This is a genomic window from gamma proteobacterium symbiont of Axiagastus rosmarus (assembly GCF_059730925.1).
In genome coordinates, this window is sequence record NZ_AP035925.1 from 2,344,976 (window position 1) to 2,357,242 (window position 12,267).

At 56.2% G+C, this 12,267-nt stretch carries 15 protein-coding genes and 1 other annotated feature (1 of these 16 running past the window's edge); of the genes, 7 read left to right on the forward strand and 8 right to left on the reverse strand.

Annotated elements, in window-relative coordinates:
• Window positions 1-51 (reverse strand) — a sequence feature (Phe leader region) (it extends 75 nt beyond the left edge of the window).
• From pheM to AC6I8F_RS10940, 6 genes are all read right to left on the reverse strand, one after another.
• Window positions 2-46, reverse strand: coding sequence for a pheST operon leader peptide PheM (gene pheM, locus AC6I8F_RS10915; protein WP_121626058.1), 45 nt, complete (start codon window positions 44-46; stop codon window positions 2-4). (Overlaps the previous feature by 45 nt.)
• 115 nt (window positions 52-166) lie before the next feature.
• Entirely contained in the window at window positions 167-523 is a 357-nt protein-coding gene (gene rplT / locus AC6I8F_RS10920) for a 50S ribosomal protein L20 (protein WP_010616241.1), read from the reverse strand.
• Between the two features lie 168 nt (window positions 524-691).
• Window positions 692-889: a 50S ribosomal protein L35 gene (rpmI, locus tag AC6I8F_RS10925; RefSeq protein ID WP_006118955.1), complete on the reverse strand. Its 198-nt coding sequence runs from the start codon at window positions 887-889 to the stop codon at window positions 692-694.
• A gap of 99 nt (window positions 890-988) precedes the next feature.
• Entirely contained in the window at window positions 989-1,531 is a 543-nt protein-coding gene (gene infC, locus AC6I8F_RS10930; protein ID WP_058757673.1) for a translation initiation factor IF-3, read from the reverse strand.
• A 4-nt stretch (window positions 1,532-1,535) separates the two neighbouring features.
• The gene (gene thrS, locus AC6I8F_RS10935; protein ID WP_021506250.1) at window positions 1,536-3,464 is read right to left on the reverse strand and encodes a threonine--tRNA ligase; all 1,929 of its coding nucleotides are present in this window, start codon (window positions 3,462-3,464) and stop codon (window positions 1,536-1,538) included.
• A 246-nt stretch (window positions 3,465-3,710) separates the two neighbouring features.
• Window positions 3,711-4,472, reverse strand: coding sequence for a DUF481 domain-containing protein (locus tag AC6I8F_RS10940; protein WP_031279185.1), 762 nt, complete (start codon window positions 4,470-4,472; stop codon window positions 3,711-3,713).
• Window positions 4,473-4,804: 332 nt separating this feature from the next.
• On the opposite strand from AC6I8F_RS10940, the gene ghoS reads away from it, so the two are divergent.
• Both ghoS and AC6I8F_RS10950 read left to right on the forward strand, forming a co-directional pair.
• Window positions 4,805-5,095, forward strand: coding sequence for a type V toxin-antitoxin system endoribonuclease antitoxin GhoS (gene ghoS, locus AC6I8F_RS10945; protein ID WP_058757672.1), 291 nt, complete (start codon window positions 4,805-4,807; stop codon window positions 5,093-5,095).
• A 90-nt stretch (window positions 5,096-5,185) separates the two neighbouring features.
• Window positions 5,186-6,079: a fructosamine kinase family protein gene (locus tag AC6I8F_RS10950; RefSeq protein WP_058757671.1), complete on the forward strand. Its 894-nt coding sequence runs from the start codon at window positions 5,186-5,188 to the stop codon at window positions 6,077-6,079.
• 4 nt (window positions 6,080-6,083) lie between these two features.
• Here the strand turns inward: AC6I8F_RS10950 and AC6I8F_RS10955 are convergent, their stop codons facing one another.
• Entirely contained in the window at window positions 6,084-6,620 is a 537-nt protein-coding gene (locus AC6I8F_RS10955; RefSeq protein WP_211725571.1) for a YniB family protein, read from the reverse strand.
• A 144-nt stretch (window positions 6,621-6,764) separates the two neighbouring features.
• Here AC6I8F_RS10955 and hxpB point away from each other — a divergent pair, with 144 nt between their 5' ends.
• The 4 genes from hxpB (at window position 6,765) to AC6I8F_RS10975 (ending at window position 10,383) form a co-directional block, all read left to right on the forward strand.
• On the forward strand, window positions 6,765-7,433 hold the full coding sequence (hxpB, locus tag AC6I8F_RS10960) for a hexitol phosphatase HxpB (RefSeq protein WP_058757670.1): 669 nt from the start codon (window positions 6,765-6,767) through the stop codon (window positions 7,431-7,433).
• 201 nt (window positions 7,434-7,634) lie between these two features.
• Complete coding sequence (locus AC6I8F_RS10965) at window positions 7,635-8,222, forward strand: metal-dependent hydrolase (RefSeq protein WP_104186796.1); 588 nt, start codon at window positions 7,635-7,637, stop codon at window positions 8,220-8,222.
• 186 nt (window positions 8,223-8,408) lie between these two features.
• A complete protein-coding gene (locus tag AC6I8F_RS10970; protein WP_498028027.1) occupies window positions 8,409-9,800 on the forward strand; it encodes an L-cystine transporter in 1,392 nt (463 codons plus the stop codon).
• A gap of 196 nt (window positions 9,801-9,996) precedes the next feature.
• Window positions 9,997-10,383, forward strand: coding sequence for a DUF6515 family protein (locus AC6I8F_RS10975; RefSeq protein WP_031279187.1), 387 nt, complete (start codon window positions 9,997-9,999; stop codon window positions 10,381-10,383).
• A 54-nt stretch (window positions 10,384-10,437) separates the two neighbouring features.
• Here AC6I8F_RS10975 and osmE read toward each other — a convergent pair whose 3' ends face one another.
• Window positions 10,438-10,773 (reverse strand): osmotically-inducible lipoprotein OsmE, encoded by a 336-nt coding sequence (gene osmE / locus AC6I8F_RS10980; protein WP_021506259.1) that lies wholly within the window; start codon window positions 10,771-10,773, stop codon window positions 10,438-10,440.
• A 192-nt stretch (window positions 10,774-10,965) separates the two neighbouring features.
• Here osmE and AC6I8F_RS10985 point away from each other — a divergent pair, with 192 nt between their 5' ends.
• Complete coding sequence (locus tag AC6I8F_RS10985; protein WP_498028028.1) at window positions 10,966-12,156, forward strand: multidrug effflux MFS transporter; 1,191 nt, start codon at window positions 10,966-10,968, stop codon at window positions 12,154-12,156.
• Window positions 12,157-12,267 lie beyond the last annotated feature (111 nt).

Genomic DNA, 12,267 nt, shown 5'->3' on the forward strand with positions numbered 1-12,267 from the left:
ATCAGGCGCTAAAGTAAAAAAAGAAACGGAAAATAGCAGCGTGCATGCTTGCGTTACCTTGTCTTGATAGAAACCGCACTATTGAAATGCCCTGCGGCTAAAATGTCAATCATTTGCGTGGGTTGCAGGCAATAAAAAAGGGAGCAAGCTCCCTTTTTTACCTGACTTACGCCAGAGCTGATTTTGCTTTTTCAACCAGTGCAGTGAATGCCACTTTGTCGAATACAGCGATGTCAGCGAGGATTTTACGGTCGATTTCAATGGACGCTTTTTTCAGGCCATTGATGAAACGGCTGTAAGAGATACCGTTCTGACGCGCCGCAGCGTTGATACGTGCGATCCACAGCTGACGGAACTGACGCTTACGCTGACGACGGTCGCGGTAAGCATACTGACCAGCTTTGATAACAGCCTGGAAGGCAACGCGGTAAACACGTGAACGTGCACCATAGTAGCCTTTAGCTTGTTTTAAGATTTTCTTGTGACGTGCGCGAGCAATTACACCACGTTTTACGCGAGCCATGTGAGCTCTCCTATATCATATTCTGTGATTTCCCCATCATCTTTCGTGCCGCAGTGGCGTTGGCTGCCTTCATTCATCCCGGTCACTTACTGATGTAAGCTTCGGGATTCATTCCGTTGCCGCCTGACTGCAACCCGAAATCTATCGGGGAATTAAAAAAGGGTTAACTTATGCGTACGGCAGGCAGGCAACAACCAGACCCAGATCGCCTTTAGACACCATGCCTTTTGGACGCAGGTGACGTTTACGCTTAGTAGACTTTTTAGTCAGAATATGACGCAGGTTTGCGTGCTTACGCTTGAAGCCGCCAGAAGCGGTCTTCTTGAAGCGCTTTGCGGCGCCACGTACAGTTTTAATCTTTGGCATTTTTACAAATATCCACTTCGCATTGTTAATAAAATGAACCAGACAGGCGAATAAAAATCCGCGCAGCGCGAACGCTACGCGGCATTATTACTTGAAAGCCTACTGTTTCTTCTTAGGTGCGAGCACCATAATCATCTGGCGGCCTTCGATCTTCGTCGGGAAGGATTCGACCACTGCCAGTTCATTCAGATCTTCTTTCACGCGGTTAAGCACTTCCATACCGATCTGTTGGTGCGCCATCTCACGACCACGGAAACGCAGCGTGATTTTGGCTTTATCGCCCTCTTCCAGAAAACGAATCAGGCTGCGGAGTTTTACCTGATAGTCGCCTTCATCGGTACCAGGACGGAATTTGATTTCCTTAACCTGGATAACTTTTTGCTTCTTCTTCTGTTCCTTAGAAGATTTGCTCTTTTCATAAAGGAACTTGCCGTAATCCATAATGCGGCAAACCGGCGGTTCGGCGTTCGGGCTAATTTCAACTAAATCTACGCCAGCTTCTTCTGCTTTCTCAATCGCTTCGCGCAGTGAGACAATGCCAAGTTGCTCGCCGTCTACGCCAGTTAAGCGCACTTCGGTGGCACGGATTTCGCCGTTGATACGGTTCGGACGCGTCGGTTGTACTCGTTTTCCGCCTTTAATAACCTTATTCCTCTAATTGGTGAAGATGTCGGCTGCGAATCTCTTGTTGCAGCTTCTCAACAAACACATCTACGTCCATGCTCCCGAGGTCTTTACCACGGCGGGTGCGCACGGCAACCTTGCCTGCTTCCACCTCTTTCTCACCGCAGACCAGCATGTAAGGGACGCGACGTAATGTGTGCTCGCGGATTTTAAAGCCTATCTTCTCGTTTCTCAAGTCTGCTTTGACACGAATGCCAGCATTCTGCAATTTCTTCGTCAATTCACTGACATATTCTGCCTGGCCGTCGGTGATATTCATCACCACTGCCTGTACCGGCGCCAGCCAGCTCGGGAAGAAACCGGCGAACTCTTCGGTCAGAATCCCGATAAAGCGCTCCATCGAACCCAGAATCGCACGGTGAATCATCACTGGCGTCTGACGATCGTTGGTTTCGCCCACGTAGGTGGCGTCCAGACGTTTCGGCAGGGAGAAGTCTAGCTGAACGGTGCCGCACTGCCAGGCGCGGTCGAGACAATCGTGCAGCGTAAACTCAATTTTCGGGCCGTAGAAGGCGCCTTCACCCGGCTGATATTCGAACGGAATGTTGTTCTCTTTCAGCGCTTCGGCGAGGTCCACTTCTGCACGATCCCACATCTCATCGCTGCCAATGCGCTTCTCAGGGCGCGTCGACAGTTTCACCACGATTTTTTCAAAACCGAAGGTGCTGTACATGTCATAGACCATGCGGATGCAGCTGTTCACTTCATCACGCACCTGATCTTCAGTACAGAAGATGTGGGCGTCATCCTGGGTAAAGCCGCGCACGCGCATCAGACCGTGCAGCGCACCTGACGGTTCGTTACGGTGACAGCTACCGAACTCCGCCATACGCAGCGGCAGGTCGCGGTACGATTTCAGACCCTGGTTAAAGATCTGCACGTGACCCGGACAGTTCATCGGTTTGATGCAGTATTCACGGTTCTCTGAAGAGGTGGTGAACATCGCTTCTTTGTAGTTGTCCCAGTGCCCGGTTTTTTCCCACAGCACGCGGTCCATCATGAACGGACCTTTCACTTCCTGGTAGTCGTACTCTTTCAGCTTGGTGCGTACAAACACTTCCAGCTCGCGGAAGATGGTCCAGCCGTCATTGTGCCAGAATACCATACCCGGTGCTTCTTCCTGCATGTGGTAGAGATCGAGCTGCTTACCGATTTTACGGTGATCGCGCTTCGCGGCCTCTTCCAGGCGCTGCAGATACGCCGCCAGCTGTTTCTTGTCCGCCCAGGCCGTACCGTAAATACGCTGCAGCATTTTGTTGTCGCTGTTGCCGCGCCAGTAGGCTCCGGAGATTTTCTGCAGTTTAAAATGATGGCAGAAACGCATATTCGGCACGTGCGGACCGCGGCACATGTCGATGTATTCTTCATGGTGATACAGGCCAGGACGATCGTCATGGCTGATGTTTTCGTCGAGAATAGTGGTTTTGTAACTTTCGCCCCGCGCGGCAAACACGTCACGCGCTTCCTGCCAGCTCACCTTCTTCTTCACGACGTCGTAATTGGTCTCAGCCAGCTGGTGCATGCGCTTTTCCAGCAGCTCAAGATCTTCCTGGGTCAGCGTATGATCGAGATCGACATCATAATAGAAGCCGTTATCGATAACCGGACCGATGGCCATTTTGGTATTCGGCCACAGCTGTTTGATCGCATGCCCTAACAGGTGCGCACAGGAGTGACGAATAATTTCCAGACCGGCTTCATCTTTCGCGGTGATGATGGCGACCTGCGCATCGCTGGTGATCGGATCAACCGCATCCACCAGTTCGCCATTGACGCGACCGGCAATGCAGGCTTTCGCCAGACCCGGACCGATATCCAGCGCAATATCCATCACGCTGACCGGACGGTCAAATACGCGCTGGCTGCCATCAGGAAGAGTAATTACTGGCATTTCATATCCTTAATTGCAGTGGTAAGCCACACGAAAGCCTACATGCAACACTGAGTTTTGTTTGGTTAACCTGGCGCGATGTCAGACCCACACTGTCGGAATGACGCCAGGCGCGTAAAGCGGCAACGATGATAACAGCTTTCCGCAGTGAGCAAAACCCGCGAAGAAATGCGCTAAGCCAAAGAGAGATCAAAAAAAACCGCCGCGCGGCACAGGCCGGGCGACGGTGTAACAATGCGCTCTGGTTTACATCGCGTAAGAGAGCTGGACCGTGGTTTTGGTGTCGGTACGGTCTGGCGCAGATTCTGGCGGATTGTTATTCCAGGTAACGTTGTAGCCCAGTTTCAGCGCAAAGTGGTCGTTGATCGCCACCTGCAGTGCGGTTTCGGAGTTCAGCGTGGTGTCTTCACCAAAGCTGCTCAGCACCGACACACCCTGGATGAATTTGGTGGTGTCAGTCAGCTGCCACTGATAGCTCAGCGCGCCGTAGCCCAGTGCTTTGGTTTCGTGGCCGCCATCGTGGAAGTCATCGTAACGTACACCCGGACCGAATTCAGCACGCAGCGAGTGCACCGGACCGTTGAGGATCTGACGACCGTAACCGGCGGTCAGGACATCGCGTGAATCATAACCGTTCAGGCGGTCGCTCAGCCAGCTCGCCTGACCGAACAGGTAGTCAGCGCTGTTGAGGTTGTAACGGCTACGGCCACCGATGTTATAGGTTTCCGACGAGCGCTCATCGTTGGATGAGGTATTCGCGGCGTTACCCCACAGGCTGTACGCCGTTGAGGTCTGATACCAGGTCATGCTGGTTGACGCGGTCAGCGATGAGCTGGTGGTGTTACCGGTCTGTGCCAGGTAACCGGCTGACGCGGTGCCTTCAAACGGTTTTTTTGCCGTAGAAGGGTCATCCATTGAGGTGAAGACAGCGTTATCTGCAAAGGCCTGGTGACAAAATGCTCCGGCGGAGAGCAACAAAACAGCGGACAGCTTATTGAAGGCTTTCATTAAAAGGTAACCCGTACGACAGTTGAAAAAGAGATGAGTCTGGAGAATTTTCCCGGGCAATCAATGCAATTTACGGTAAGTTTTGTAAAAAAGTATGAAAGCACCAGAATCGCCAGGTTTTGCGCTGGCACCGCTTGTGGATTGGGAATCTTCCCATTTCCGGCGCGCATTATAGGCGGCAAATAACCAAATAACAGCTTAAATGCTACAAGAATTTTCTGCCGACCCTGACAGGACTTTACGCTGTGCGCCGCCGGGCGATTGTGCAGAATTCGCTCTATCGCAGGCGCTGGTCTACGCTGAAATCTGTTCGATAACAATGAGGTGAAAAGATGAGCGATCATGATCTCAAGCGTTACGTTGTCACCTTCCGTTATCAGGAAAGGGGTCTCGGCGATCTGCAGGCGCTGAATAGCGCGATGGTTAACGGCGGTTATAGCACCACGTTACACGATGCGGACGGCCATCCGCACGAGCTGGGCACCAACAGCTTTGGCATTGTCAGTGCGCTGGAGGAGCAGGCGCTGGCGGAACACGCCGCCGGGCTGGCGGCAGTGGCGCTTGATCAGCAGCCGGACGCTGATGTCACCACGCTGGAAGCGTTTCTCAAAGCGCAAGCCTGACGCAATCCGCAAATTGCGCATTGCCGCTGGAGTTGTGCAAGTTTTGCGCGTTACAATCGACCTTACGCAGCGAATAAAGAGGATTACCCGATGTGGTCAGCCATTAGTCGTCTGTTAAGCGAGTACGCCGGCGATGCCGAAATCACGGAACGTCATGAGTTGCCCGGTGGCGATATTCATCCGGCGTGGCGCCTGCGCTACGGTGAGCTGGAGGTGTTCGTCAAATGCAACACGCGCGACATGCTGACGCTGTTCAGCTGGGAAGCCGACCAGCTTGATCTGCTGGCGCGCACCCACACGGTACGCGTGCCGAAGGTCTACGGCGTCGGTAACGATCGTGACACCAGCTTTCTGCTACTGGAATACATTCCCCCGCAGCCACTCGACGCCCAAAGCGCATTCCAGCTCGGCCAGCAGCTGGCCCATCTGCACCAGTGGAGCGAGCAACCGCAGTTTGGTCTCGACTTCGACAACAACATTACCACCACGCCGCAACCCAACAGCTGGTTACGCAAATGGTCGGTGTTTTTCGCCGAACAGCGCATCGGCTGGCAGCTGCAGCTGGCGGCGGAGAAAGGCGTGCATTACGGTGACATGGAGTTGATCGTGGATTGCGTGCAGCGCAGCCTCGCTAATCACCATCCGCAACCGTCGTTACTGCATGGTGATTTGTGGCCAGCCAACTGCGCCGGCAGCGCCAGCGGCCCGTGGCTGTTCGATCCCGCCTGCTACTGGGGCGATCGCGAATGCGACCTGGCGATGCTCAGCTACTACGCCGATCTGCCGCGCCAGATTTACGAAGGGTATCATGCGGTGTGGCCGCTGCCGGAAGGCTTCTCGCAGCGTCAGCCGGTGTATCAGCTCTACTATCTGCTCAACCGCGCCAACGTCTTTGGCGGCAACTGGGCCGGCGAAGCGCAGTTCGCTATCGGCCAGTTGCTGGAGGAGGATGCGCTGGGCCAGCGCCAGGTCAGACCGGCCTGACGCCTTACAGCATGCCGAGCAGTTTCAACACGAAGTAACCGGCCACGGCGATGATCACCGGCAGAATATACAGCGGAAAAATCTGCAGCAAAATGGTGTGGCGCGGCACATGGATTTTCTCTTCCAGCTGCGCCCGCGTGCGCCCTTCGCTGCCCTTCGCCTGTTCCAGGATCACCTGGTCTTCAATGCCTTCTTTGATATGGCGCGCCTGACGCCACATGCGTGCGCCCGAGGCCTGCAAAGCGATGCCCACGAATATCAGGATATAGATCAGCCAGAAGCCAATATTGGCCCCGCCGTTGAATTCCGGCACCGGCGAATTGTTCCAGAACACATTGAGAAACGGCGTGTTGAACTTAATCATATCCACCATCACATGCACGAAGTCGAGCATCACGGCGTCAATGCCGGGCTGCTTTTCGCTGTGTTTAAACATGAAGCCTAAGATGGAGATAAGGGTGGATAACAGCGCCGGAATAAAAATCACCCAGCCAGCCACTCGCTTGAGGATGGCGATGCGGCCAGCCTGTTGATACGTCATGGTGTCTTCCCTTCACAAACAGTAGTTTTGCCCTAAGTCTACCTGCACTACAGCAAATTTTCCTGAAAAATGCGTAACCTGCCGTAAGTCGGTTTTCGCCGCCGCCCATGTTAAGGTAGGGCAAACTGTCAATGGAGCTGTTGTATGACCTATCGTCGCCCTGTGCTGGCCGCTATTTTTGATATGGATGGCTTACTGATTGATTCTGAACCGCTATGGGATCGCGCCGAGCTGGAGGTGTTTGCCAGCCTGAATGTGGATATTAGCCGCCGCCACGAGCTGCCGGATACGCTCGGCCTGCGCATCGATCAAACCGTGCGCATGTGGTACGAGGCGCTGCCGTGGAACGGACCGGATCAGGCCGAAGTCACTCAGCGCATTATTGCCCGCGCGCTGGCGCTGGTCGAAGAGACGCGGCCGCTGTTGCCTGGCGTAGAGCAGGCGCTGCAGCTGTGTCAGCAACAGGGACTGGCGATTGCGCTGGCCTCGGCGTCCCCGCTGGCGATGCTGGAACGCGTGCTGGAGATGTTCAACCTGCGTCACTACTTTAGCGCCCTCGCCTCGGCTGAAGCGCTGCCTTACAGCAAACCGCATCCGCAGGTGTATCTGGATGCTGCGGCAAAGCTGGGGGTTGATCCGCTCAACTGCGTGGCACTGGAAGACTCGTTCAACGGCATGATCGCCAGTAAAGCCGCGCGCATGCGTTCCATTGTGGTGCCTGCCGCCGAACATCGCCACGATGCGCGCTGGGCACTGGCCAATGTGCAACTGGAAAACCTGACGCAGCTGCAGGCGGAACATCTGTTTAACTGATCGCTGTGCATCGCGCGTTACGCCTGGCTGATGGTTCGCCCGGTTGCCAGGCGCAAAAGTAAGCCAGACCGTTAATTTCCCGCGCTTTTTTCAGGCGCGGGCCAGTAAAAAATTCACTCTTCGTTACAGCGTCACCGTTCTCATTTACTGGATAAATCCCTATACTGGATGCATCGACAGTTTTTGCAGCCAGGTTCCATCATGACGGCCGAAGGCCATATCATTTTTGCCATCGCCAGTGCGATATTTGCCAAACGCGCCGAACTGACGCCGGTGATGACCAGTGCCGACTGGTGGCATCTGGTGCCGGCTGCGCTGCTGACTTGCCTGCTGCCGGATATCGATCACCCTAAATCGGTGCTGGGCCAGCGGCTAAAGTGGCTGTCGCAGCCAATAGCCCGCGCTTTTGGCCATCGCGGCTTTACCCATAGCCTGCTGGCGGTGGCGGTCAGCCTGTGGTTGTTTCAGATTAACGTGCCGGCCGACTGGTTCCTGCCAGCGGATGTCCTGCAGGGCATGACGCTCGGCTATCTGAGCCACATTGTCGCCGATATGCTGACGCCCGCCGGCGTGCCGCTGCTGTGGCCGTGCCGCTGGCGCTTTCGCCTGCCTATCCTCAACAGCCAGCAAGGCAATCAGCTGGAGCGTGCGCTGTGCCTCGCACTCGTAGGTTATGCGCTGTGGTTTCCGCCCGGTATGCCGTCGTTTGGCGCTAACGGCTGGCCGGAGCAGCTGTTCAACAACCTGCAGAACGGCATTGGCCGGCTGGTGAACGGCAGTACGCGATGATGTGTTTTTCCTTCTGCCAGCGATTGCTGAAATAATCGCCTTAAATTCCATTTAGTTATAACCCAGACGATTTAGATATATTGTTCCCGCAGGGCCAACTGGTACCATGCCGCGACAGTTACAGAGGATCCCTCTGCTATTTTCGGTTACGCGGCGCGATCGCGTGGCGACCTTCAGGAGTTAACAATGAATATTCCTCTGATCATCAATATCGTGGCATTTGTCGCGCTGCTGATTGCGTTAAACCGCGTCGGCAACCAGAGCTGGAGCCTGTCGAAGCGTGTGCTGACCGGCCTGGTGCTGGGGGTGATCTTTGGCCTGGCACTGCAGGCCATTTATGGCGAAAACAGCCCGGTGGTGAAAGAGTCGATTGGCTGGTTCAACATCATCGGCAACGGCTATGTTCAGCTGCTGCAGATGATTGTCATGCCACTGGTATTTGCCTCGATCCTCAGTGCGGTGGCGCGGCTGCATAACGCCTCGTCGCTGGGCAAAATCAGCGTGCTGACCATCGGCGTGCTGCTGTTTACCACCGCCATTTCCGCACTGGTGGGCGTGCTGGTGACCGGCCTGTTCCACCTCAGCGCCGAGGGGCTGGTACAGGGCGCGCAGGAAACCGCGCGTCTGAGCGCCATCCAGAGCAACTACGTTGGTAAAGTCGCGGATCTCAGTACGCCGCAGCTGCTGCTCTCCTTTATCCCGAAAAACCCGTTTGCCGATCTGGCCGGTGCCAATCCAACGTCGATCATCAGCGTAGTGATTTTCGCCGCTTTCCTCGGCGTGGCGGCGCTGCAGCTGCTGAAAGATGACAAAGCCAAAGGCGAGCGCGTGCTGGTGGCGATTGATACCCTGCAATCCTGGGTGATGAAGCTGGTCCGTCTGATCATGAAGCTGACGCCGTACGGCGTGCTGGCGCTGATGACCAAAGTGGTTGCCGGTTCCAACCTGCAGGACATCATCAAGCTGGGCGGCTTTGTGGTGGCCTCGTATCTCGGCCTTGCAATCATGTTTGGCGTTCACGCGCTGCTGCTGTCAATCAACGGTATCAACCCGCTGCGCTTCTTCCGTAAAGTCTGGCCGGTGATTACCTTTGCCTTCACCAGCCGTTCCAGTGCCGCCAGTATTCCGCTGAACGTGGAGACACAGACGCGTCGTCTGGGCGTACCGGAATCCATCGCCAGCTTCTCGGCCTCGTTTGGCGCGACCATCGGCCAGAACGGCTGTGCCGGCCTCTATCCCACCATGCTGGCGGTGATGGTAGCGCCGACCGTGGGTATCAACCCGTTTGACCCGGTATGGATCGCCACGCTGGTCGGTATTGTCACGCTGAGCTCAGCCGGTGTGGCGGGCGTCGGTGGCGGCGCGACCTTTGCCGCGCTGATCGTCCTGCCGGCGATGGGACTGCCGGTCACGCTGGTGGCATTGCTGATCTCCATCGAACCGCTGATTGATATGGGCCGTACCGCGCTCAACGTTAACGGCTCGATGACCGCCGGTTCACTGACCAGCCGCTGGCTGGGTATGACCGACAAAAAAGTGCTGGAGAGCGACGAACACGCGGAACTGGCGCACCGCTAATTAACCCGTTTTCCCGTAACGGCAGGCCGCAAAGCCTGCCGTTTTTTTTGCCGTTTTCTGCACTTTTTTCCGCAATCATGGCGCTAACGTCAGGAAAACGTTAAGCATGGTAAACGGAGGCAAAATCGACGGTTTTTTGCTTGAGTTTGCGCGCTGAAAGGCGAATGCTGCGGGGAGTTACCGCAGGAGAACCCTCATGAGAAACGTTATCGCCTCAATGCTGGCGTTAACCCTGATAGCGCCAACTGTAAGTTTTGCTCATCCGTATGGCTGGGGTCCGGGCCCCGGCCCGCACTGGGGTGGTCCGGGACCCCGCTGGGGCCATCCCGGACCGCTGCGTTTTCTGCCGGAGGCCGCGACCGCCGTGCTGATTGGCGGACTGACCTACTATCTGCTAAACGGTAGCTACTACCAGCGGCAGGGCGACACCTACGTGGTGGTCCAGCCGCCGGATGGCCCACCGGCCAGCGCCATGCGCGTTCTGGATTACAACGGCAAACGCTATTACGTGCAGGATGGTCACTACTATCAGCGCGAGATCAGCGGCAGCTACATTGAGGTGCCGCGGCCGTATGGGCTGTAAGCGCACAAAGAAAAACGGCCCGTCTGAGACGGGCCGTTTGTTATTCTGCTGCCGTTACTGCGCGGCTTGCGGATCGGTATCGTAATCCTTACAGCTCTGGAAGCCGTAGTTCATGACGCGACCGGTGTCGTTATAGCTCACAAAGTAAGTCTGCTGTTTGCCATCACGCTCACCAATCACGTAGGTCTGGCAGGTACCCCGTGCGTGAACCATGGTGATTTCGGTTGACGCCGGTCCGGCAATCTGGCGCACCTGTTCACGCGTCATGCCTTTTTTCACATCCTTCACCACAGGCTTAGTCACGTAGCTTTCCGCACGATCGTAAGTTGTACAACCAGACAGGGCTGCCAGCGTCATAGCGGCAGCGATACATCCCAGCACTTTATTCATCTTGTTGTTCCTCATACTTTGTCCATGTCCCACTAAGCCTGGAACATAATTCCAGATTTATCAACTCAATGGCGGTGCTTTCGGTCAGTTCTGAAGCGTCAGGATTACGTAAAGATGCTGTGTTGCCGTCACCGGCTCCGTATAATCGCGGCGCAAGATACATCTTAAAGCCAAAAATAACACAGAGGATCAATGACACCTGCACACCCTAACCGGCTGGTTTATGCCATCACGCTCGGCCTGCTCGCCGCGCTCGGGCCGCTTTGTATCGATCTCTATCTGCCTGCCCTGCCTGAACTGGCGCGCGACCTCGGTAGCGAAACCGCCACCGCACAGCTAAGTCTGACCGCCGGTCTGCTGGGGCTGGGCGCCGGACAGCTGCTGTTTGGTCCGATGAGCGATAAGTTTGGTCGTATTCGTCCGCTGCTGCTGTCGCTGGCGCTGCTGTTCATCGCCTCGATTGGCTGTGCGCTGGCAAAGGATATTCACGCTCTGCTGGTGGCACGCCTGTTTGAAGGGCTGGCCGGTGCCGGCGGCGCGGTGCTGTCGCGTGCCATTGCCCGCGATATGTATAGCGGCCATGAGCTGACGCGCTTTTTTGCCCTGCTGATGCTGGTGAATGGCCTGGCGCCGATTGGTGCGCCGGTGCTGGGCGGTGCGCTGATGACGGTGCTGGACTGGCGCGGCATCTTCGTGGTGCTGGGCGCGATTGCCGTGCTGCTGATTCTGCTGGCGCGCTGGAAGCTGCGCGAAACCCTGCCAGCCGAACGCCGTAGCCAGGGATCGATCTTCTCCGCCTGGGCGGCGCTCGGCCAGGTCATCACCCACCGGCCGTTTATGGGCTTCTGCCTGACGCAGGGCTTCATGATGTCCGGCATGTTTGCTTATATCGGCGCCTCGCCGTTTGTACTGCAGCAGATTTACGGCCTGTCACCACAGGCGTTCAGCTTGTGCTTTGCGGCGAACGGTATTGGCCTGGTGATTGCTTCCCAGACCAGCGCCCGGCTCTGTCCGCTGTGGGGCGAATATCGCGTGCTGAAGGGCGGCCTGACGCTGGCGTTAGTCGCCTCCAGCTGCCTGCTACTGGCCGGCGTGAGCGGCGCGCCGCTGCCGCTGGTGCTGGTGGCGCTGTTCTTCACCATCGCCAGTAACGGCGTGATCGCCACCACCGCGTCATCGCTGGCGATGCAGAGCCAGGGCCACCGCGCCGGCAGCGCCTCGGCGGTGATCGGCGTTGCGATGTTCTCGCTCGGCGCGCTCAGCGTACCGATCACCGGCCTCGGCGGCACCTCGGTCATCAGCATGACGGCCACCATCTTTGGCTGCTTTATGCTGGCCATCGTGATGTTCATGCTGCTGGCGCAGAAACCAAAAAGCGCCTGAATTGCCAACAGAAACACCGGACAACAAGCCGTTCAGCTTGTTGTTTTTCTGCGGAGGCGTTAGCTTTAGCACATGATTCGCATTGTGCCGTCAGGCTACCGACTTGAGGAG

What these genes read in the sequence shown, in the direction of transcription:
- rpmI (WP_006118955.1), bottom strand. Translation starts at nt 889, where the DNA reads ATGCCAAAGATTAAAACTGTACGTGGCGCCGCAAAGCGCTTCAAGAAG.
- AC6I8F_RS10965 (WP_104186796.1), top strand. Translation starts at nt 7,635, where the DNA reads ATGACGGCCGAAGGCCATATCATTTTTGCCATCGCCAGTGCGATATTT.
- hxpB (WP_058757670.1), top strand. Translation starts at nt 6,765, where the DNA reads ATGACCTATCGTCGCCCTGTGCTGGCCGCTATTTTTGATATGGATGGC.
- AC6I8F_RS10950 (WP_058757671.1), top strand. Translation starts at nt 5,186, where the DNA reads ATGTGGTCAGCCATTAGTCGTCTGTTAAGCGAGTACGCCGGCGATGCC.
- AC6I8F_RS10985 (WP_498028028.1), top strand. Translation starts at nt 10,966, where the DNA reads ATGACACCTGCACACCCTAACCGGCTGGTTTATGCCATCACGCTCGGC.
- AC6I8F_RS10940 (WP_031279185.1), bottom strand. Translation starts at nt 4,472, where the DNA reads ATGAAAGCCTTCAATAAGCTGTCCGCTGTTTTGTTGCTCTCCGCCGGA.
- AC6I8F_RS10970 (WP_498028027.1), top strand. Translation starts at nt 8,409, where the DNA reads ATGAATATTCCTCTGATCATCAATATCGTGGCATTTGTCGCGCTGCTG.
- ghoS (WP_058757672.1), top strand. Translation starts at nt 4,805, where the DNA reads ATGAGCGATCATGATCTCAAGCGTTACGTTGTCACCTTCCGTTATCAG.
- AC6I8F_RS10975 (WP_031279187.1), top strand. Translation starts at nt 9,997, where the DNA reads ATGAGAAACGTTATCGCCTCAATGCTGGCGTTAACCCTGATAGCGCCA.
- osmE (WP_021506259.1), bottom strand. Translation starts at nt 10,773, where the DNA reads ATGAATAAAGTGCTGGGATGTATCGCTGCCGCTATGACGCTGGCAGCC.
- AC6I8F_RS10955 (WP_211725571.1), bottom strand. Translation starts at nt 6,620, where the DNA reads ATGACGTATCAACAGGCTGGCCGCATCGCCATCCTCAAGCGAGTGGCT.
- rplT (WP_010616241.1), bottom strand. Translation starts at nt 523, where the DNA reads ATGGCTCGCGTAAAACGTGGTGTAATTGCTCGCGCACGTCACAAGAAA.
- thrS (WP_021506250.1), bottom strand. Translation starts at nt 3,464, where the DNA reads ATGCCAGTAATTACTCTTCCTGATGGCAGCCAGCGCGTATTTGACCGT.